Origin of the sequence: Flavobacterium aeripolare, from assembly GCF_013294025.1 — a bacterium.
GTDB lineage: Bacteria > Bacteroidota > Bacteroidia > Flavobacteriales > Flavobacteriaceae > Flavobacterium.
Genome location: NZ_JABSNL010000013.1, coordinates 43,088 through 65,164 on the forward strand (window position 1 = coordinate 43,088; position 22,077 = coordinate 65,164).

17 protein-coding genes and 1 tRNA gene are annotated in these 22,077 nt (G+C 36.6%); 7 read left to right on the top strand and 11 right to left on the bottom strand.

Features of this window, described 5'->3' with window-relative positions; translation table 11 throughout:
- The first annotated feature begins 56 nt into the window (after positions 1-56).
- Genes HNQ00_RS14180 through HNQ00_RS14190 form a run of 3 tightly spaced genes read left to right on the top strand, consistent with a single transcriptional unit; the run spans position 57 to position 2,850 of the window.
- Positions 57-347 carry an STAS domain-containing protein gene (locus tag HNQ00_RS14180; RefSeq protein ID WP_173839161.1) on the top strand — a complete coding sequence of 97 codons (291 nt, stop codon included), beginning with the start codon at positions 57-59 and terminating at the stop codon, positions 345-347.
- A gap of 22 nt (positions 348-369) precedes the next feature.
- Complete coding sequence (locus tag HNQ00_RS14185; protein WP_173839162.1) at positions 370-1,620, top strand: MATE family efflux transporter; 1,251 nt, start codon at positions 370-372, stop codon at positions 1,618-1,620.
- Positions 1,621-1,671: 51 nt separating this feature from the next.
- A complete protein-coding gene (locus HNQ00_RS14190; RefSeq protein ID WP_173839163.1) occupies positions 1,672-2,850 on the top strand; it encodes a glycosyltransferase in 1,179 nt (392 codons plus the stop codon).
- Between the two features lie 4 nt (positions 2,851-2,854).
- On the opposite strand, the gene HNQ00_RS14195 is transcribed toward HNQ00_RS14190, so the two are convergent.
- Genes HNQ00_RS14195 through HNQ00_RS14205 form a run of 3 tightly spaced genes read right to left on the bottom strand, consistent with a single transcriptional unit; the run spans position 2,855 to position 8,719 of the window.
- Positions 2,855-4,408, bottom strand: a complete 1,554-nt coding sequence (locus tag HNQ00_RS14195; protein WP_173839164.1) for a glycoside hydrolase family 2 TIM barrel-domain containing protein — start codon at positions 4,406-4,408, stop codon at positions 2,855-2,857.
- On the bottom strand, positions 4,395-5,630 hold the full coding sequence (locus HNQ00_RS14200; RefSeq protein WP_173839165.1) for a hypothetical protein: 1,236 nt from the start codon (positions 5,628-5,630) through the stop codon (positions 4,395-4,397). The genes HNQ00_RS14195 and HNQ00_RS14200 overlap by 14 nt, the downstream gene beginning before the upstream one ends.
- The gene (locus HNQ00_RS14205) at positions 5,627-8,719 is read right to left on the bottom strand and encodes a hypothetical protein (protein WP_173839166.1); all 3,093 of its coding nucleotides are present in this window, start codon (positions 8,717-8,719) and stop codon (positions 5,627-5,629) included. The genes HNQ00_RS14200 and HNQ00_RS14205 overlap by 4 nt, the downstream gene beginning before the upstream one ends.
- Before the next feature lie 139 nt (positions 8,720-8,858).
- Here HNQ00_RS14205 and HNQ00_RS14210 point away from each other — a divergent pair, with 139 nt between their 5' ends.
- Together HNQ00_RS14210 and HNQ00_RS14215 are read left to right on the top strand one after the other, a co-directional pair.
- Complete coding sequence (locus tag HNQ00_RS14210; RefSeq protein ID WP_173839167.1) at positions 8,859-10,040, top strand: glycosyltransferase; 1,182 nt, start codon at positions 8,859-8,861, stop codon at positions 10,038-10,040.
- A gap of 172 nt (positions 10,041-10,212) precedes the next feature.
- Complete coding sequence (locus tag HNQ00_RS14215) at positions 10,213-10,932, top strand: PH domain-containing protein (RefSeq protein ID WP_173839168.1); 720 nt, start codon at positions 10,213-10,215, stop codon at positions 10,930-10,932.
- 82 nt (positions 10,933-11,014) lie between these two features.
- Here the strand turns inward: HNQ00_RS14215 and HNQ00_RS14220 are convergent, their stop codons facing one another.
- From HNQ00_RS14220 to HNQ00_RS14230, 3 genes are all read right to left on the bottom strand, one after another.
- Positions 11,015-12,115, bottom strand: coding sequence for a DUF4407 domain-containing protein (locus HNQ00_RS14220; RefSeq protein WP_173839169.1), 1,101 nt, complete (start codon positions 12,113-12,115; stop codon positions 11,015-11,017).
- A 189-nt stretch (positions 12,116-12,304) separates the two neighbouring features.
- Positions 12,305-13,906 carry a phosphoenolpyruvate carboxykinase (ATP) gene (gene pckA, locus HNQ00_RS14225; RefSeq protein WP_173839170.1) on the bottom strand — a complete coding sequence of 534 codons (1,602 nt, stop codon included), beginning with the start codon at positions 13,904-13,906 and terminating at the stop codon, positions 12,305-12,307.
- Positions 13,907-13,984: 78 nt separating this feature from the next.
- A complete protein-coding gene (locus HNQ00_RS14230; protein ID WP_173839171.1) occupies positions 13,985-14,371 on the bottom strand; it encodes a DUF423 domain-containing protein in 387 nt (128 codons plus the stop codon).
- 161 nt (positions 14,372-14,532) lie between these two features.
- On the opposite strand from HNQ00_RS14230, the gene HNQ00_RS14235 reads away from it, so the two are divergent.
- Positions 14,533-15,900 carry a saccharopine dehydrogenase family protein gene (locus HNQ00_RS14235; protein ID WP_173839172.1) on the top strand — a complete coding sequence of 456 codons (1,368 nt, stop codon included), beginning with the start codon at positions 14,533-14,535 and terminating at the stop codon, positions 15,898-15,900.
- Between the two features lie 68 nt (positions 15,901-15,968).
- Here HNQ00_RS14235 and HNQ00_RS14240 read toward each other — a convergent pair whose 3' ends face one another.
- The 4 genes from HNQ00_RS14240 to HNQ00_RS14255 all read right to left on the bottom strand — a co-directional run bounded on the left by HNQ00_RS14240 (position 15,969) and on the right by HNQ00_RS14255 (position 20,474).
- Positions 15,969-17,432: an energy transducer TonB gene (locus tag HNQ00_RS14240; protein ID WP_173839173.1), complete on the bottom strand. Its 1,464-nt coding sequence runs from the start codon at positions 17,430-17,432 to the stop codon at positions 15,969-15,971.
- Positions 17,429-17,803: a BlaI/MecI/CopY family transcriptional regulator gene (locus HNQ00_RS14245; RefSeq protein WP_173839174.1), complete on the bottom strand. Its 375-nt coding sequence runs from the start codon at positions 17,801-17,803 to the stop codon at positions 17,429-17,431. The genes HNQ00_RS14240 and HNQ00_RS14245 overlap by 4 nt, the downstream gene beginning before the upstream one ends.
- A gap of 376 nt (positions 17,804-18,179) precedes the next feature.
- A complete protein-coding gene (locus HNQ00_RS14250; RefSeq protein WP_173839175.1) occupies positions 18,180-18,653 on the bottom strand; it encodes a toxin-antitoxin system YwqK family antitoxin in 474 nt (157 codons plus the stop codon).
- A gap of 429 nt (positions 18,654-19,082) precedes the next feature.
- Positions 19,083-20,474: a dipeptidase gene (locus tag HNQ00_RS14255; protein WP_173839176.1), complete on the bottom strand. Its 1,392-nt coding sequence runs from the start codon at positions 20,472-20,474 to the stop codon at positions 19,083-19,085.
- Between the two features lie 110 nt (positions 20,475-20,584).
- Between HNQ00_RS14255 and HNQ00_RS14260 the strand changes: the two genes are divergently transcribed.
- Positions 20,585-20,666: transfer RNA gene (locus tag HNQ00_RS14260), tRNA-Leu, on the top strand.
- Between the two features lie 328 nt (positions 20,667-20,994).
- On the opposite strand, the gene HNQ00_RS14265 is transcribed toward HNQ00_RS14260, so the two are convergent.
- Positions 20,995-21,843: an ADP-ribosylglycohydrolase family protein gene (locus tag HNQ00_RS14265; RefSeq protein ID WP_173839177.1), complete on the bottom strand. Its 849-nt coding sequence runs from the start codon at positions 21,841-21,843 to the stop codon at positions 20,995-20,997.
- Positions 21,844-22,077: the final 234 nt, after the last annotated feature.

Sequence of the window (22,077 nt, forward strand, 5' to 3'; positions counted from 1 at the left end):
CAATTTTATGATAATATGGATATTTGTACAAATAAAACAATTAAAAGATAACTATTATGGCTTTAAAAATAAATTATAATTCAGGTGTTTACGAGATAAAAGGATTGTTAAATTCCCAAAACAGTGTATATTTAGAGAATCATTTGAACGCGCTTATTGCAAGAGAAACTGGAATCGTTCTTTCGTTAGAAAAAATTACTGCAATTGATAGCTATGCAGTGAAGAGAGTCGTCCTGCTACAAGAGCAAATAGTTAAGAGTGATAAATCGTTTTTTGTAATTGGTAAAAATAATAAAGGTGTAAATGATCAATTTGAAGCCTCAAATTATAACAATATACTCCTGTAACCTACACTAATAATCAGAAGGAATGAACATAGTTTCCAATTTAATAGCTAAAATACCGAGAAAGTTAGGCCCTGAACAGCTTTTCATGGTCACCATACTGTTAGTAAACGGAGGTAATTACCTCTACAATTTAATACTAGGTAGAATGCTGGGACCAGAAGCATTTTCTGATGCAGCAATTTTAATCACTCTTTTACTGATACTATCTTTTGTGGGGATGACTTTTCAAATCGTTACTGCAAAGTATGCAGTATTGTTTGAGGAAAGTAGTTTATTGTCCTTCATTAAACTGATAACTAAATATGCCGCTATAATAGGGATTGTATTTGGCGTCGCTATCGTTGTTTTTAATCATGAATTGCAAGTAGCCTTTCATACTAAAACATCAGCCATGTTTTATATTTTTGGTTTTGGTATTCCGTTGTATTTTATGATGAGCGTTAATAGAGGATTGTATCAAGGACAGAATGTGCTTAATAAATTAGCTACGACCTATCAAACAGAAATGGCGAGTAGATTGCTATTAACATTAGCCGGTTTACTGCTGTTGCCTAATGTAGCTACGTCTATTATTGTGGCGTTAGGAATTTTGCTTTCCTTTGTATTTGGTGTGCTGCCTTTTCAAAAAGCCATTTTTAAAGGATTATCAACTCCAATAACGGTAAAGATAGATACAAAGTCGATAAGGAACTTCTTCTTGTTGACGGCGTTTTATGAGCTTACACAAATTATCATCAACAATAGTGATATCATTTTAGTGAAACACTTTTTTGATAGTAAGGATGCTGGTTTATATGCATCACTAGCTTTAATAGGTCGTGTTGTTTATTTTGTAGCTTGGATGTTTGTTATGTTACTATTACCTAAGGTAATCCAAATGAAAAAAGACAATCAAGACACACTCCCTATTTTATTGAAATATGTGGGCTACATTGTACTACTGTCTACATTAATTGTGGCATTCACAGCTTTATTTCCTGAATTTGTTGTGGGTATAATGTTCGGTCAAGAGTATCTTTCTATTTCGTTTCTTCTATGGAAGTATGCTTTAGCAACATCACTTTTTGCGGTAGCAAATATTTTTGCTTATTACTATTTGTCTTTAGATCAATATGTACCTGTTATTGTATCGGCTGTTTTAGGTTCGACACAAATAGCTTTAATTATCGCTTACCATAATTCATTAGAACAAGTTGTGCACATGCAAATTATTGCAATGGTTGTTTTATTGTTTTTTCAATTGTGCTATTTCTTTTATAAAAATAAAAAATAACTAGCGTTAACAAAACCGCCTAGTTGCATTTCCAACCAAATCTACACTACGATGAAAATTGCTGTTATCACTGCCTTCCCACCAAGTAAAGTTACCTTAAATGAGTATGGTTACCATTTAGTGAAAAACTTTGCTCAAAAAAATGATGTTTCAGAGGTTGTCTTGCTATGTGACAAAACAGCCCAACCTAAACAACTAGATTTTGAAAATAGTAACAAAGTAAAAGTCAATGAATGTTGGTCTTTTAATAGTTACACAAATATCATCTCCATTAGCGCTGCAATACGTGAAGAAAAGCCAGATGCAGTTTTAATCAATCTGCAATTCATGAAGTTTGGTGATAAAAAGGTGCCCGCAGCTCTAGGGTTGATGATTCCTATGGTGTTGCGTGCAAGTAATGTGCCTACAGTATCTTTACTGCACAATATATTAGAGCAAGTAGATTTAGAAAGTGCTGGTTTTACTGATAATAAAATAGCTCAAAAAGTGTATAACTTTATTGGGACGACATTAACTAGATTCATTTTAAAATCAGATGTTGTTGCGGTTACTATAAATAAATATGTCGAAGTATTAGAGAAAAAATACAAGGTTAAAAATGTAAAAGTGATTCCCCACGGAACATTCGATAGTATTCCCGAGCCTTCGTTTGAACTGGCTCCTGGGCCAAAACAAATTATGGCTTTTGGTAAATTTGGTACCTATAAAAAAGTCGAGATTCTTATAGAGGCTGCTATTATAATACGACAACGTAGCACAGAAAAAATAGAAGTAGTCATTGCAGGAACAGATAGTCCTAACACACCAGGATACTTGGCTGCTGTTCAAGAAAAATACAAACATGTAGAAGGTCTTCGATTTACAGGGTATGTGGAGGAAAGTGATGTTCCTGTTATTTTTGGAGACAGTACCGTAGTTGCCTTCCCTTACACATCAACAACGGGTAGCTCAGGGGTGCTTCATCAAGCGGGTAGTTATGGTAAGGCAGTGGTAATGCCTGATCTGGGTGATTTAGCTTTATTAGTTGAAGAAGAAGGGTATAAAGGAGAGTTCTTTGATCCTGAAAGCGCCGAATCGCTAGCGCAAGCCATTGAGAAAATTATCAATAACGATGCTAATAGAAAAGCAATTGCCATGCAAAACTTCAAGGCTGCAAGTGCATTGTCTATGGATAAAATTACAGGAATGTATATGGATACTTTCAAGGAAATTATCCAGTCAAAAAAATAATTATTTAGTTGGAAATATACTTAAATGCGGGTTTATTGATTCCTTTTTCATCAATAAACCCGAATTTTTTTTGTCTGTATTTTTGCCACGGCCACCTTCCAGCTACTTGATCAGGAACTTGTGGAAAATCATAAAGCGTCCAAGACATAAAGGAGTAATCGTTTTTCTTGAAATAAGTTTGGATCTTTTTATGATAGGCGGCTTGCTTTTTAATGCTACTTTCCCAAAAATTCCATACTCCACCGTAGGAAGGAATTCCAAATTCCTCAATTACCACTGGTTTTTTAGTGGTTTTCATTAATTTGTTTGTTTCGTATTCCACATGGGTAATATCATTGTAAAAGTGATACGAAATAAAATCTACCTTGTCTGAAAGATTAGTAGCTTCTACAGAGTTAGACCATCCTATTGTTAGCAAGTGATTGGGGTCATTTTCCCTAATAACGGTTGTCATGTGTTCTAACCAAGCAAGTACATTTCCTTTGTCTCTATTTTCAAAATCAAGATTGGGTTCGTTTTTTAAATCCCATGCAAGAATCGCTTTGTGATCTCTAAAAGTCGAGACGATATTCTCTGCGTGACGGTGCGTTAAAGTCCAACTCTCTAAGGTATAATCGCTGTAGAAATCAAATAATGTCACTATCACCGCTAATTCTTTGGCTTCAGCCAAATCTAAAAAAGTTTTTAATTTTGCCATTTTTTCTGGAACAACGACTGCTTTTCCAAAATCACCGTACTGAATGAATATACGAATAGTGTTGAGGTTGGCTTTTTTGATTATGTCAAAATCTTGCGCGATTGTATCCTTGTCAAATCTTTCGCCAAAGGTATCCCAAGCCGAATTTTTAGGGTAATAATTAATCCCTTTGATAGTATAGGGTTTGTTGTTTTTTAGAATTTTATTTTTAGATACGGTATAAATGGGATGCGGTTTGATCGTGTCTTTTGCAAAAGGTTCTGCTTCCATCTTTAATAAATGACGAACTCTCCAGAAACCATCTTCAAGCAACATCATTACTTGATAGCTGGCCGTGTCTTGCACGATGCTAAGTAACTTTTTATTCTGATAAATTTTCTGGTATTCAATTACATTTCGATCCTTGAAAACAACCAGTTGACCATCTTCGCTATAGAACTCAAGGTCAGGAAAATGTTTTAGGGTAGTGTTTTCAATGGTGATGTCGTGTGCTTTATTGTAATTTACTGTTCGATATAAGTTGTAACGCGTGTTTTGAGTATAGTAATCAGCTATTCCTTGCGGATTGTTTTTTTCTAAAGCATTATTTTTCACGTACCACGAGAACAGGTAATCACGCTCTAGTTTTCCTAATGTGTTTTTCTCCATTTCTCGAGCAGGGTTTGCTAAATTTGTCCAGGAGACTTTAGGCAAGTACACATCTTCGCTTTCGGTTTCAAGATGCAACATACCTGCTCTACTAGCACCTGTGTTTAGATAATCAAGAACACGGCCTATACCCAGCATGGTAAATATGCTAATTAAAATGAAGGACAGTACAAATGCTGCTTTGTAGATATTTCGGTTGTTAATTAGTTTCATACTTCTTTATTTTGGTTTTCTGGGTCACGCCCAAAGTGGTGATTTCAAACTGATACTCCTTTTCAGGATAAAATGGGGCAAGCAATATAAAGGTAGCAATACCTTTATTAGTTTCCAGGATTTTTGTTTCTAGTAATTCCTTATTATGAAATATTTTGAGCTCTACTTTTACACCGTCAGGGACTAATTGTTTCATGAAACTGCGCACAGGTCCTACGATAATTCTTCGATTATTATCACTAAAGGCATAACTGAAATTTTTAATTAAAGCGAGATATGGGATATTTATAGGTTTGCTTTGTGCGATACCGGTTATGTATCCTTTCACGGTAAAATCATCTTGATGATCAGGATGCAGTAGCTGTCCTATTGCAACGCCATTAATTGTAGCGGCATAGGTCTTTAATAAAATGTTGTCCTTTGTAACCACCTGAAACGTAACAAGCGTGCCATCGCCTACAAGGTTGCCGTAGCGATCTCTAATAATCGAAGTAGTCAGACTTGTAATTTGATTTCCGTCGGCAAAACTATGATTTCGAGAAAAACTAATTGTAAAATCTTCCCCTATAGAAGGCTTAATCTCTGTTTCAAATTCTTTAGAATCAGTATTGTTGCATTCAGTAGACACAAGCATCTTGCCTGATTTTGTTCTTGAATAGATGTTTTTCCAAGCAATAAATGATTGGGTTGTTTTTTGAGTAACGGTAATGTCACTTAAGAACTGGTCTTTTATTAGTACTGCTGTTCCGTTCCTTTTTGGATTATCAAATTTATCAGTAGGAATGGCTACCATCATAGTAAAATGGTCTGTTCCAGTGAGTAGACTAGGCGGTCCTAAATAGTTTTCGATTTTTGTAACGGTACTGTCATTAGGTACAATTGTGAAACTACCATTGCTAATTCTAGTCTCATTCTGAATTAAATACCATGACAATACGCCCGTTTTTAAGCAATATATAGCGGGAATTGTAAAAGTAATTTTACCATTATCGTTTTGGGAATCAAGTATTGTTTTACCATAGGTATGTATTAAAAACAGCTTAGGTTTTGCCGTCTTTGAAGTACTAGTAAATGATAAGTTAATTGGTTTTCCTGCGGTAAATATTTGTTCTTTATTTTGCAGCACAAAGTGATCTGTTTGATTATTTATTTTTGCTGCAGCAAAAGCAAATAAAAAAACAAGCAGTATAGGGAATACAATATGTAGGCCTTTTTTTATCATTTGGGATTACCTATGTAATTATTCATTTCGATTTTAATATAACTAAAACCTTTTCCGTCTACCTTTTGTAATAGGTCTTTTTCTACCTCTCTATCCCTTTTAGGAATGATTGTTCTAGCAAGATCTCCGTTTGGTAAACCATTAACATAGCAATTTTCTAAAGAAGATAGAATGATTTTACAGCTCGATAAATCTAGCATTTTGTAATCAAAATATTGCTTGCGCTGCACACGCACACCTTCTCTTAAAAAGTAATGATCTACGTATAGCAATTCTTTCTCATTTGTATAGTAAGAAATCAACAGCTCTGGAACGGTAACTTCTTGAATTCCATAATTAAATAGCGTTCCTTTAAGATGGTTTTTCTCCACTTTTAAGTCGGATAAGGCTACTTGAATGTAGAAATCAGTGATGGCGACATTCCCTGCAGACTGTATGTCAAAATTGGCAGGTGTCTCGCTTATGTCCTTTGGAGTATATTCATTAGGGTTGAAAGTGGTGGGCTGACTCACTCCCTTATTTAACCATGAAATTTCCTCAAAGTTTACTTTAAAACTAGTGGTCTCCTTAGGCATGATTTTGTGTTTAATCACATCCTTAGCGTTAAAAGTAGCCAAAACTTTGTCATGATGATTGTATAAAGTAGACTTAAGCACCACATCAGCAGGAAAATTATCAATGTTTTGTAATTCTCCTATGATTATATACTCTCCTTTATAGCGTATTAATTTTGCCGATAAAATTTCTAATTCGGGTTGTTTTAAAACATCCTCATGGTAGGTTTGCTGGGTGGTGATTTTTCTTCTTCCTTGCTTGTAGTACTCCGTACCGTTATTAGCTAGAAATTGATCCGGCGGGATGTCTAGTGGCTGCTTGTTAGGAACGAGATACCATTTTCCTTTTTGTTTTATCGCCTCGTGATAATAATCTTTATTGATAATTTCTAGTGGCGTAATCCATTTTGTTTTGGCTACCAATGTCGCTCTCTTATCAGCGCTTTTAATCACTTTAATTTCAATTGCATCCAGTTTTGCATAGGAATTTAAGATCCCATCGGCTACAGAGGTTTCTAGCATGAATTGCGAAATAGAGAGGTGACTTTCTGGATTAATATATGAATGTGCTTTCTCGTAATACTTGAAATCGAGCGCATCATAATAGGCTTTTACCACATTTGTAGGGCTTATTTGACTAGCGTTAAACAGGTAGGATTGGTACATGCCATAGCCAATCACGCTTAATAATAATACAATCCAAAGGTGGAGTATCACAATAATTTTAAAAGGGAATTTAGCATAAGGAACGGCAAATTTAAAAAAGTCAGGCTTGGGTTCGTCCTTGATTTTTAATGCTTTAAAAAAGATGCTTTGCACATTGATGACAAAGGCGAGGATCACGGTTAAAACAGGGATAATTCCCCACATTAGTTTTAAGTAGAGTGGTACTTCGTCCTTTGGAAGCACCTTTGGTAAGGGGGCGACGTTGAGTTTCTCCCAAACCATAATACCGTTTTCTAGTAATGATAAGCGGTGCCAGCCACAAAAGTAGAGTATGGGGTCGTAAAATTTATCATTCGAAAAAACGTATTTCAAATTGTATTTTTCAGGTACAGTCAAGAATTGTTGTAGGGAACCAATTCCTTCCATTCCTCTAAACTTAGAATTCTCTAATCGCTCAATTGCTCTCGAAGTTAGTTCGGGTAGTCTTCTAGCTGAGTGGTAGTTTCCGTCTACTGTTTTGGCTTTTGTTTGTGAGGATAACGTAGCCATTTGATCCCCAAAACCTAATGGAAGAAACCGCCATTGATCGTGTTGATCCTGATTTAAGAAATTGACTAGTGGTAAAGTATTTATTTTTTGAGGTTGGAAAGGTCTAAAATACCCCAGAGTGATTGTAAATCCAGCAAAAAATAAAAAAGATCCTGCAAATAACGCCCCTAGAATACGATGGTATACATTACCAAATCTATCTTGAATTGCAGTTTTTAAGTCGCCTTCAATCAAGCGGTAGACAAATTCTCCAAACATGGGCAAACTCATGATAGATGCCCATAATGTAAAACGGTCAAGAGTTAAGATGTTGAAGGCTGTTTCTCCCAATACTTTAAGCGGGATGGGAGTCGTACCACCCGTTCCCAAAACAATCAATAGTGAAATAGAAAGTCCAAAGCAAATGTAGCGCTTACTATAATAACGGTAAAGGATGTACGGTAAAATAAAGAATAAAATCCCCCACGGAATCACAAAAAACATTAATCCTGATGAGGTGACTTCGATGAAATTATCCCTGCTTCCATGCGGAATGGGCACTTGTGTAATAGGGTTTGCCTTAGAATTGACCCAATACGGGAAAATACAAAAGATAATTAGAAACAGTGAACCCGCACCAAAAGCAACAATTCGCTTGAATAATTTAAAAAAAGTGCTTAAAAAAAGTTTGAATTTTATTTCTTTATAAGAGTCCACTTGCTCACGAGCAACATCCATAATTACGGTTCCTATCAAGGGGAATATAAAGAAAATCATTCCAAAAATAGGGGTTACATGGTGCGAAGTAATGGTGACTGCTAGTAGTGAAAACGAAGTAACAAGGTGTTTTATTCGACCATTTTTTATCCATAGATAAATCTCGGGCATGCAATGCATCAACACAGAGACTCCTATAATACTGGGTAATTGACCAAATATATGGAGCGTTTCTACAAACGAAGACGAAAAAACAGCTACGATTGCTGCATAACCGGCCACGGTACGATCGCCTGTAATCATTAAGGTATAGCGATAAACACCGGTGATAAACAGTACGATTCCTATTATAGCGACGGTAAACATTCCAAATTTTAAACCACCTATTAGTGACAGCAGTCCTATGGCTTGATGGACAAGTGGTGGATATCCCATAACGGTAAATCCGGTGTACCAACTGTAATTCCATGGTTCAAACCAACTTGTAGCATAATGCTGGGCGAAAAACATGTGGATCAAGGCGTCATAAGTGCTCTCTAAAGTAAAAAAGATTGCGCTAGAATGAAAAACGGTTCCAATTAGCAGTGCTACAATTAAATATTTATTTGATTTCTCTTTGGCCAATGCTCGAATGTTATGTTTTTGTAAAAGTAATGATTAAACTGTTAATTAGGTAAATTAAACGAGGTAAGAAGTGGTATTTTGTTGGTTGTTAAAGGATATTTAATATATTTACAGTAATCAAACCCCAAACAGTACCAATATGAAAATTCTTATAATCGATGATCAAGAATTAGTAATCCTCTCTCTCGAAAAAAGTCTCTTAGATTTAGGATACGAAGTAGTCTCTGCAAACTCTATCTCTGATGGTATTGCAAAGTACGATCAAAGTAATCCTGATCTAGTTATCGCTGATATCAATATGCCCTTTTCTAATGATAAAAATGTAGGCATTGAAGCTGTTGAAGGACAAGAAGCGTATAACGGACTCGAAATTGCAAGACACGTAAAAAAAACGAGGGGACATACCACTCCAGTCATGATATTGTCTGGAAATACTGATGAAGATATCATTGTAAAAGGATTTGATATAGGCGTAGATGATTACATGAAAAAGCCTTTAAGCTTAAGTGAAATTGGTGCTCGTGTAAAACGTTTAATTGGAAGCGGAGAAAAGGAGAGTACAAATACTAAAAAAAATCAGATTATTCAAAACGATTGTATTGGGGTAGTAATCCCTTGTTACAATGAGGAATTACGTTTGCTAGGAGACGAGTTTAAAGCGTTTATAAATGCTAATCTAGGATACCATTTGTGTTTTGTTAATGATGGAAGTACTGATAAAACCTTAGAAGTTTTAGAAGAATTAAGAAAAGGACACGAAGACCACATTAGTATTTATGACTGTGAAAAAAATGGCGGTAAGGCTGAGGCTGTTCGTCTTGGGATGTTGCACCTCGCAAAGCAAGAGCAATTTGACTACATTGGTTTTCTAGATGCCGATTTATCGACAGATTTTGAAGATTTTCACGATCTTGTAAAAACAATTTCTAATTCTAAATTCAAGGTGGTTAGTGGTTCTAGAATGGCGCGCATGGGAGCAGATATTACTAAAGAGTCTGCACGTGCGATTATTAGTAAAATCATCAATTTCATTATTCGAAAAACAATCGGGATGGAATTTAACGATACGCAATGTGGTGCTAAAATAATGAGTAAAGATGTTATTGAAAATACCTTCCAAACAAAGTTTATTACAAAATGGTTATTTGACGTGGAGATTTTTATGCGAATGAAAAAAATCTACGGAGATGAAGAAACCAAACAAATAGTATGTGAGCAACCTTTAAAAAGATGGATACATGCCGATGGATCTAAACTATCATTTAAAGATTCGTTGAAAATTGTGTTCCAGATAGGTCACATAGCGATCCACTATAGATAAAATAAGAATTGCATTAATAGTATGTTGAGAGCCTGTGTTTTATAAAGCACAGGCTTTTTTATAAGACTCTTTTAAATAAAATTGGCACCGCAGCAATATTAAGTAAAATGGTATTACTTTTGTACTATAATACAGGTCCTAATAACGACCATATAATAAAGTAGCTTATACTATGAAAGACCAAATTAAAAAATTCTTGAATGAAGACCAAGATCCAAAAGCGATAGAGAAAATCACGATCAAGCTGCAGGATTTATTAATGAAAAATGAAGAGATTGGTTATATAGGAGTTCAGAAAAAACCGGCTTTAACGGTGTTTCCAGACAGTATTGTGGTTACAAACAAGAGAATAATCTTGTGTAAACCTAAAAACTTAGGGCTCTCTATGGATTTTGTAGATTATGACTGGCAGGATGTAGTAGCCGCTTTTGTTAAGGAAAACATACTGGGTTCTGATTTTTCATTTTCGACCAAAAGCGAACTCACAATTTCGATAGATTATATTCCTAAGACTCAGGCTCGAAAGTTGTACACTTTTGCCAAAGAGCAAATGGATTTATTAAAATTCAATAGCAATCAAGCAGTCGTAAGTGCTGAAGAAGTTATTCCAGAAACGGTGCAAGATGCTGAAATTATCGAAGAAGTAGAAGCAGAGGAAGTAGAAGTAGAGGAAGTCACAAACTACGCTGAGATCATGTCAGTACCACAGCATAATTTTGCTAATGAACCCGTAATCGAAAAAGCAGCTGACACAACAGAGCGCTTATTGAGTAATTTATCTCAAGACGAACTTTTTGAAAAATTACAGAATTATAAAAAACTATTAGATAACGGCTTGATTCTACAAGGGGAATATGATAATTACAAAAAAGAAATTTTGAGTTATATGTAATTCTTTTACAAGAACAAGCGATACCCGTATCGTCATATAAACTAAAAACCCGACAGCTGTATAAGTTGTCGGGTTTTTTATTTTACATCGTTTCCTTCTGTTTTTCTAAGAAATTATTGGACTGCAGTTTCAGTAATTCTGTTGCATTTTTCCTTTGTAGATCATAGATGCTTTTATCTTGCGCCAGGTCTTCATAGATTTTATCGTGCATCGCGGCAGAAGTTTTCACTAACAATCCGCGCTGGTATTTATCTTGTTCAATTGTCGCTTGTAAGGCCGTTTCTTGGTCTTCTAGCTTAAAATCATAGGCTCCTTTTGGAGATAGTAATTTGGCAATAATAGGCGAAGTCTCAATCGCTAGAAATAACAGCATGATAAAGAACGATGGCAACCACGGTAATTTGTCAAGGGCGTTTATTCGCGCCATCAAACCATCAAAACCATCTATTATAGGTTGGCTTTCAGTTACTTTTTTGTCTAAGTCTGTTTGTAAGTTAGTAGCCGTAGTATTGAGTTCAGCAATACGCGCTTGGTTACGAGTTTGTAAACTATCGAGCTCTGTTTTGGCTAAATCATGCTTGGCAATTTTCTCCTTGAATACAGGTCCTTTTCCTAGTTTTTTAGTACCAGCTGTTCCTTCTGCTTCGGCGATATAGGTTTCGTAGTAGTTGTTGACCTCTTTTTCCTTTGTGGTAATCGCTAACTGCAATTGCTCAATTTCTGCCTTATTCTTGTCTAGATCAGATTTAAAGTAATTAGCCACTTCCTTTTTATTTTGTAAGGCCATCGCGTTTTTCTCTTTCAGTAAAACAGTATTGATTTCTTTTTCGAAAATCTTAATCTCGAGAGGTTTCGAAATAACGATAGCGATGATTACAGCGAGTAAGATTCGCGGTGTCGCCTGCAGCAATTCCCTTCCTATGCGGTCTCGCTTTCGAATAGTAGAAACAATAAAACGGTCGAGATTAAAGATGAGCAAGGCCCAGATTAGGCCAAAAAATAATGCGGGATACACATTGTCAAACACGGTGAATAAGGCATACGAACTAGCGATAAACGCCATAACTGCGGTGAAAAATACGGTGGCGCCTATACCTACATACTTTGTTTGTTCCCCTTTAGAACATCCCTCTAGAATGTCCTGATCTGCCCCAGAGCAAATGATGAAAAATTGTTTTAACATGATGGATTAATTTTGATTGATTTGATTGTGATTGTCGTCTCCGGCAAAACCGAATGCTACACTACAAATTTAAGACCAAAAAAATAGTAATCTGCTAAATAGTTGATTTCTTTTTGATTACGGGTGTAAATACAAAGAGAGCTATTCAAATTCATGAATAGCTCTCTTTAAAATTGAATTATAATTAACTTATGCTTTTGGCGCTCCTGCTAAAATTTCAGCATTGGCAAACTCTTCAAATTTGCTAAAGTTGGCTTTGAATTTTTTACCTAATTCAATCGCTTTTTCATCATATAAGTTTTTGTCTTCCCAAGTGTTTCTAGGATTTAAAATTTCGCTAGGAACCTCTGGACAAGATTGTGGAATCGCAATACCAAAAACGGCATGATCTTTATATTCTACGTCGTTTAATTGACCGTTTAATGCTGCGGTGATCATTGCACGCGTGTATTTTAACTTCATACGACTACCTGTTCCGTAAGCTCCACCAGTCCATCCGGTGTTGATCAACCATACTTTTACATCGGCATCTTGGATTTTCTTGCTTAACATTTCAGCGTATCTCGTAGGGTGTAACGGCATGAAAGGCGCACCAAAACAAGCAGAGAAATTAGGCTGAGGCTCTGTAACTCCAGCTTCTGTTCCAGCAACTTTTGCAGTGTATCCTGAGATAAAGTGGTAAGCCGCTTGTCCAGGAGTTAATCTTGAAATAGGAGGCAGGATCCCGAAAGAATCTGCGGTTAAGAAAAAGATATTCTTTGGGTTTTTTCCTATCGATCCCGGTTGAATGTTGTCAATATGAAAGATTGGGTAACTTACACGTGTATTTGGCGTGATAGAAACATCTTCAAAATCTACTTCTCTTGTTCCTTCTTTGAAAATTACATTCTCTAAGATTGCCCCTTTTTTAATCGCTCTATAAATGTCTGGTTCATTCTCTTCAGATAGGTTTACTACTTTTGCGTAGCATCCTCCTTCAAAGTTAAACACTGTATTTTCATTTGTCCATCCGTGTTCGTCATCACCAATCAATTTTCTTTTTGGATCTGCAGATAAGGTTGTTTTTCCTGTTCCAGAAAGACCAAAGAAAATGGCCGTATCTCCATCGTCACCTACATTAGCACTACAGTGCATTGGTAAGGTGTTTTTGTCAACAGGTAAGATAAAGTTCAATGCCGAAAAAATTCCTTTTTTCATTTCACCTGTATATCCTGTACCACCTATAAGTGCTACTTTTTTAGTAAAGTTCAAGATAGCAAAGTTTGCTTGACGGGTACCATCTACAGCTGGATCAGCCATAAAACTAGGCACACAAATCACAGTCCACTCTGCAGTAAAATCTTCTAATTCGTCCTCTTCAGGTCTTAAAAACATGTTGTAAGCAAATAAGTTTGCCCACGGCGTCTCTGTAACTACTCTTACATTTAAACGGTAGTTAGGATCTGCACATACATAAGAATCTCTTACATAAATTTCTTTATCGCTTAGGTAATTAGTTACCTTATTATATAATGCGTCAAAAGCTGTTGGCTCAAATGGGATGTTGATATTTCCCCACCACACTTCGTTTTCAGTAATACTGTCTTTTACAATAAAACGGTCTAATGGCGAGCGACCAGTGAATGCACCAGTGTTGATTGCTAGTGCTCCCGTTGCACTTTCTACTCCTTGACCTAGTTCGATAGTTTTAGCCTGTAATTCGCTGGCTGATAATTGGTAATGAATCTTTGCGTTTTCGATTCCTAAGTTATTTAGCGAAATCGATTTCGTAAACGGTGTGTTATTATTCATGAAATTATGATTGAGTGGTTTAATTTATTAGTGCAAAAATAGTTATTATATTTTATATAAAATTTGATATTCTCAATTTTATGCCTTTTTCTTACTATTTTGATAAAATAATACAGCCCAAGCTGCGATTAATAGTGCGCCTCCTATTGGGGTAACAAACCCAATAACCTTAAAATTAAAGGAAGTTAAGTTGTTTGTGGCAAGCAAATAGATCGAACCTGAAAATAAAACCACGCCCGCTATTACTAAGCTATGAATGGTTTTTTTAGCTTTTTCAGAGATTGAAAGGACTGATCCTACGCATAATAAAAACAAAGCGTGGTACATTTGGTAACGTACGCCCGTCTCAAACGTGGCAAGTTCCTCAATGGATAGTACTTTTTTTAAGGCATGTGCGCCAAAAGCGCCCAATACAATGGCAATAATTCCTAATATAGCTGCTGTAGTAACAAGTTTCTTATTCATAATAGTGGTGTTAATTACAAAAGTATCTCATATTAACTATATCTAAAAATTTTAAATCATATTGTTTAACCGCAAATGTGTTAAATATTTTTTTAAAATTAAGTTCCAAATATGTTATAAATGTAACAATTTTGTATATTCGTGTTATATTTATATAAATTATGAGACAAATTCTAATAATTGGTGCTGGGAGATCAGCGTCATCTTTGATACAATATTTACTAGGAAAATCAGATAGTGAGCAATTAAAGATTGTCATCGCCGATTTATCGCTTGAATTAGCTCAAAAGAAAACCAACAAGCATCCTAATGCGCAAGCAATTGCCTTAGATATATTCGATCAAAAGCAGCGCCAAGCCGCAATTGAAAATGCCGATATCGTTATTTCTATGCTACCCGCACACTTACATATCGAAGTCGCTCGAGACTGTATCGTCTATAAAAAGAGTTTGGTTACCGCTTCTTACATCAGTGATGCAATGCAAGAATTAGACGCTGCTGCTAAGGAGAATAACTTGGTGTTCATGAACGAAATAGGATTAGATCCAGGTATCGATCACATGAGCGCGATGAAAGTGATTGACGAAATAAGAGACAAAGGTGGAAAAATGCTTTTGTTTGAATCTTTTTGTGGTGGTCTTGTAGCGCCAGAATCAGATAATAATTTGTGGAATTATAAATTTACTTGGGCTCCCCGCAACGTTGTCCTGGCGGGTCAGGGTGGTGCGGCTAAATTTATACAAGAAGGGACTTATAAATACATACCTTACTGTAACTTATTTAGACGTACTGAGTTTTTAGATGTAGAAGGCTACGGCCGCTTTGAAGGCTACTCTAATCGAGATTCTTTAAAATACAGATCGGTTTACGGTCTTGATGATGTGCTTACTTTGTATAGAGGAACCATTCGTAGGGTGGGTTTTTCTAAAGCGTGGAACATGTTTGTACAATTAGGTATGACAGATGATAGCTATATTATGGAAGACTCAGAAAATATGAGTTACCGCCAGTTTACCAATTCGTTTTTGCCGTACCATCCCACAGATTCTGTGGAGATAAAAATGCGTTTGATCTTAAAAATTGATCAGGATGATATCATGTGGGACAAACTGTTAGAACTTAGTTTGTTTAACGAACAAAAGATTGTAGGGCTTAAAAATGCTACACCGGCACAAATTTTAGAAAAGATTTTAAGTGATAGTTGGACCTTGCAGCCAGACGATAAAGACATGATTGTGATGTACCATAAATTTGGCTACGAATTAAATGGGGTCAAGCAACAAATAGATTCAAAAATGGTTTGCTTGGGCGACGACCAGACGTATACGGCTATGGCTAAAACAGTGGGACTCCCCGTAGCGATAGCGACTTTACAAATCTTAAACGGAAAAATAAAAACCCCTGGGGTTCAGTTACCTATAAATAAAGAAGTGTATTTGCCTATTTTAAAAGAATTAGAAGAGCATGGCGTGGTGTTTCACGAACAAACAATGCCATATTTAGGGTACAGACCCGATGCAATTTCTTAGTTTTAGTTGTTTAGTTTTAAATCCGCTTCTTCCTCCAAGAAGCGGATTTTTTTTGTTTTTCACCTTTTTTATTGTGCTGTCGTTATTGTTATGGGTAAACTGTACATTGTTTTAACAGCAACGTCATTCAGCTTACCAGGAGTCCATTTTGGGGAAAGTTTCAAAACACGAATCACTTCTTCTCCTGTTCCATACCCTATTTCTCTTAAAATTTTATAGTCAGTTAGAGAACCGTCCTTCTCAATAATAAAAGTAACATACACTTTTCCTTTTATTTTTTCTTTAACCATTTCCGGAGACATGGTGAAATTTTTACCAACGAACTTGTAAAATTCAGCCATTCCTCCAGGAAATTCTGGTTTTTCTGATAGCTCAGCGCTGTTGTATGTTGAGCCAGCAGCTTTTTCAACGCCTATTTTCTTGCTATAAACATCTACCTGATACGTATCTGGACCTCCTTTTGTTAGTAGTTCATCCATTTTCTTTTTACTAGGGTTTTTAGTATCTCCCATAATCAAAGCAGGGACAGCGTCTTTTTCTTTATCGGTCAAGTCAGCGTATTTTTTAGTAGCGACTACCGTACCGTCTTCACCTAATATCTGGAAATTAGTATTGATGTAATAATTTTTAAATAAAGTCGAATAGTCTGCTGTCACCGTTTTTTGTGTGCTTTCTTGTGCTACAGTTTTTGTGCACAATGAAAATAGTAAGGCTGTCAATACGGGAATTACAATCCCTTTCTTTAAAATAGCTCTGGTGGCTGTGGTTTTTTGTGTCATCATAATAAGTCTTTTTTTAGTTACTGCATAGTTTAAATTACTGGCCAAGTAATAAGTTGGGTTCGCGTTAGCTACAGAGAGTAGTAAATTCTGATAAAACGGAACATTGTTATAGGTTTTTACAACCTGCTCATCTGCTAGAAATTCATGGTTGAGCTGGATTGCTTTTTTGTACAAAAGGAATACTGGGTTGAACCAAAAAAACACGCGAATTATTTCGATTACTAATATATCAATAGTGTGTTTTTGAGTGACATGAATGAGTTCGTGTGCATACAGTTCGGCTTCTATTTTGCTCGAATGATACGCGTCTTTATTGATGAATATGTAGTTTAAAAAAGTATGTGGCAGTACCTCCTCATCTAGTAAAACCAACACCGCATTTTTATATTCGACCGTAGGATTGTTTCTTTTTTTGTGAAGCAGTTTAGCCACATTGCTAGCAAAACGAAAAGCAAGAGCAGTAGTAAGCAGTCCGTAGCTGATCCATAAGGCAAGCAACCAGTAATTAGTCTCGTCTTCAATGACCACCATTGTTGCTTCAGAAACAAAGACCAGCGGTTTTTTGATTGCCGCACTGCTGACTTCTTGCACTATTTCGAAAGTAATAAACGGAACAGCAAACGAAAACGCCAAACAAAACAACAGATAGAAACGATTGAATCTGTGTATTTTTTCTTTCTCTAAAACAAGATGGTACACCGCTAAAAGTACGGCTAACGAAAGGGTCGATTTAATTAAAAAGGCTATCATTTTTTCTTTTTTAAGATTTCACCATCAATGATCTGTCTCAATTCTTCTAGCTCTTTTGTGGAGAGATTGGTAGCTTTTGTAAAGAACGACGCAAACTGCGAAGCCGAATTATTAAAAAAACTACTAATCAACCCATTGACGTGCTTAGAGAAATAGTCGGTTTTTTTAACCAGCGGATAGTATTCGCGAGAGTTACCAAATTCATTGTAGGCTACAAAATCTTTATCGATCATGCGTTTTAGTAAAGTCGCTACAGTAGTCGTTTTTGGTTTAGGCTCAGGGAAGGCATCGAGTAAATCTTTCATAAAAGCTTTCTCGAGCTTCCATAAATGTTCCATGAGTTGTTCTTCGGCGTTTGTAAGTTGTTGCATGGTATTTTTATATTTGTGTTGTGTTGATTTGTATTACTTGTGTTGTGTTACTTGTGTTGCGAATTGGCACACGGATGACACGGATTTTTTTTTACTTTTATTGTGTCTGCTTTGTGTATAATTCGCGGATAGCCACGGATTTTTACTTTGTTTGCTTTGAGGCTTTGAAACTCTGCAACTCTTAGCTGCCAATTGGAACACGGATGACACGGATTAAGCGGATCATCGCGGATTTTTTTTCTTTTTAAACTTTGAAGCTCTGAACCTTTGCAACTCTGCAACTCCTCTCTGCCAATTGGCACGCGGATGACGCGGATCAAGCGGATTTGCACGGATTTTTTAACTTTTAAACTTTGAAGCTTAGTAACTCAGAAACTCAGAAACTTTGCAGCTCTAAATCTTTGCAGCTAAGAATCTCCGAAACCAACGTTCCTTTAGTATACCTTCTAACTGTTGTTAGTTTTCTATTTTCATCATAGTACTTCCATGTTTTGTCGTAATACCAGTGGTCGTACGTTTCGCTTTGGTCTAGGTTTGTTATTCCCTTGGCACGTAGCTTTCGGTTCTTGTGGTATAATTTGGTTTTGCAATGCTCTTTTTTGTATTTCTCTTTTTTTATTAAGTGATTGTCTAGGTAATACTTCCATGTTTTTATAGGATTGTCGTTTTTGTAATATCCTATCGATCGGTACTTGGCGCTGTCTAAAGCGTATTGCTCTGTCCAGAGGCCTTCTCGTTTTTTAAGGAGCATTTGGTTACGCTCTTTTGTTTTGCACGAAAGCATACTGATACTACAAATAAGAAAGATTATACTGTTTTTCATAGGTATCGCTTCTACAGATTTAAACATTGCTCTACAAATGTAGAGTTATATTTTTATAAAACAAATTATTTTGTAATTATTTGTAGGGTAGTGTGTTGCGGATTTGTTTTGAGGAATGTTTTGCGAACTGCTTTGCGAATTGGAACACGGATGACGCGGATTCAGCGGATTATCACGGATTTTTTTGCTTTATTTGCTTTTCAGCTTAGCAGCTTAGAAACTCTGCGGCTTAGTAACTTTTCTCTGGGAATTGGCACGCGGATGACGCGGATTAAGCGGATTGTCACGGATTATTTTATTTCTTCACTCAGCAACTTAGCAACTCAGAAACTTTGTAGCTTCTAAAAAAAACTTTGCAGCTCATAAGAAAAACTCAGCAGCTCAGCAACTTTAAAAAAAAACCCGCTCATTGCTGAACGGATTTTGATAAAAAATTACCTGATGATTAGAAAGTAATTACTTTTTACTTAACTCAACGAAGTATTTGTAGAACAACGGGATTGTTTCGATTCCTTTAAGGTAATTGAAGATTCCGAAGTGCTCGTTTGGTGAGTGGATGGCGTCACTGTCTAAGCCGAATCCCATTAATATGGTCTTGCTTTTTAATTCTTTTTCGAATAAAGCCACGATTGGAATACTTCCTCCAGAACGAACCGGAATTGCAGGCGTTCCGAAAGTTTCTGTGTAGGCCATATTTGCTGCTTGGTATCCTATGCTGTCAATAGGCGTCACATATCCTTGACCACCGTGATGTGGTTTTACTTTTACAGTAACACCAGCAGGAGCAATGCTCATAAAATGCTTGGTGAACAGTTCAGTGATTTGTTCCCATTCTTGGTTGGGAACTAAACGCATTGATATTTTGGCGAAAGCCTGACTAGCAATGACCGTTTTGGCTCCTTCACCTGTATAACCACCCCAAATTCCGTTTACGTCTAGCGTAGGTCTGATCGAGTTTCTCTCGTTAGTCGTGTATCCTTTTTCGCCATAAACATCGTTTAGCTTCAAGGCATTTTTATATTTTTCTAGGCTAAAAGGCGCTTTGGCCATTTCTGCTCTTTCTTCTAGTGATAATTCTTCTACGTTGTCATAGAAACCAGGAATCGTAATATGGTTGTTTTCGTCATGAAGCGAAGCAATCATTTTAGATAGAATGTTGATTGGGTTAGCCACAGCACCACCATACAATCCAGAGTGTAAATCACGGTTAGGACCAGTAACTTCTACTTCTACATAACTCAAACCACGTAGACCAGTTGTAATAGACGGCTGCTGGTTAGAGATCATTCCCGTGTCTGAAATCAAGATTACATCATTCTTTAATTTCTCGGTGTTTTTCTCTACAAATGTTTTCAGGTTCACACTACCTACTTCTTCTTCCCCTTCAATCATGAACTTTACGTTACACGGCAGGTTGTTGTTTTTAATCATGTACTCAAACGCTTTCACGTGCATGTACATTTGGCCTTTATCATCACAAGCACCACGGGCAAAAATCGCTCCTTCTGGGTGAATATCAGTGGTTTTAATAACCGGTTCAAATGGGGGAGAAGTCCACAGCTCGATTGGGTCAGCGGGTTGCACATCATAATGTCCGTAAACAAGGATGGTAGGCAAGGCGGGATCAATCATTTTCTCTCCATAAACAATAGGGTATCCGTCAGTCTCGCAAATTTCTACAAAATCACATCCTGCTGTTTCAAGGCTCGCTTTCACTGCCTCCGAGGTGTCGATTACATCCTGAGAGTAAGCCGTATCTGCACTTACTGATGGGATCTTTAATAATTCGATTAATTCATTGATAAAACGGTCTTTGTTTTCTTGAACGTATGCCTTTATATTTTCCATTTATTTGTTAATTTTTATAAACCCAAAAGTACAAAAAATAGAATTATTATTTTTTTTAAAAAAAAGCTTTGAAAGTTCAAAGTTATGTCTATCTTTGCACCCACAATTACGCGGATATGGTGAAATTGGTAGACATGCCAGACTTAGGATCTGGTGCCGCAAGGCGTGTAGGTTCGAGTCCTATTATCCGCACAAAAAAAGCTTCTCAATCGGGAAGCTTTTTTTTATGCCTAATTTTAAATTTCCGTGATTTATTTGTAAGAAATTTTGCGGTAGTTTCGAGGGGATTTTTTAGCTAATTCACAGTAAATCAAAGCCTACTATTTTTGGGTGATTGCTAAGGCTTTTAGTGACCAACAGTTTTTCTTTTTTCGAATAAACAAACAGCCCGATTAACGCTACAACGCATCTACTTCAAAACGACGATTTAGCTCCCCGCATTTTTATCCTGAAGCAAACTATTTTTAGTAACGCAAGCTGCTGATTTAACTCCAAAGACACGTTTTGTACGTTGGTTAGCCTAACTTTCATAATTTAAAACAGTTACTGCGATCTGTGGGTAGTTGTTTATTTGGCTTCGATAAAATTTTTTCAAAACCGCAATAAGCTCCTCTGGCAGTCTGTGCATCGTTTCGTTGATCAGGGCGGCTGGAATGTCTTGATAATAGGCTTCTGCAAGGGATCCTGTGATCGCTGCTAGTGTCGTTCGATCGCCGCCCAGGACTAAGGTATTTCTAATCGCATGCTCAAAACTAGTACTTTCTAGAAAACAAATAATAGCAGTAGGAACGGTCTCCAACGCTGTTTGATGGTGTTGCTGCGCTTGCGCTAAGTCGGGGACTGGTTTTTCTAGGTCGTAACCGTACTGTTCTTCAAGCTGTTTTTTAAGTAGCGATTTGTCTTTTATAGTTCGAAACATAACAATAGCTGCCGCAATAGCCTGTGCTGCTTTAATTCCTTCAGGCTGCTTGTGTAAAACTGCAGCTACAAAGGGAGCATTGCGAGTAGCTTGTTCCACCACATTTGCAAAAGCTCCTATAGGCGAGATGCAGCTGGCGGCAGCACTACCAGAACTGTTGCAACTAGTAAAACCAGTATAAGCAACGGTATCAAAATCACGAATCCATAGCTCAAAAGCCTTTTCGTACGGCACATTAGGATAGTATAAATACCATTTGTGCAAGTAACCACAAAGCCGTGCTTGGCTAGTAACGCCTCGATCGTCCATGCTAAAATCAGCTACAGCAGCAGTCAATACCGTAGTACTACTAAAGCTGCTTTCCTTTTTCAATAACGCAAATTCTGTGGTCTTGGGCTTGTCAAATTCATAAATGGAACCCGCAACATCTCCTATTATTGCTCCTATCATCGCTGTAAATGTCTTAGCGTTAGTATGTATTGTTTTCTAGTCTGGCCGCAGTCCTTTTAAAGTAGCTTTTTAATTTTCGAATAAAGCGCTGCAGAAATCATCACCATCCACTGTTCTAATCACTCAAAAATAAGAATTATGTGCTAGACTCCTAGGGTACATCACGCTAAATGTGGGTCTGCTTTTTATACTCAAGAGCTATACTGCAATCAATAAACAAGCAGCTGCCTTTAC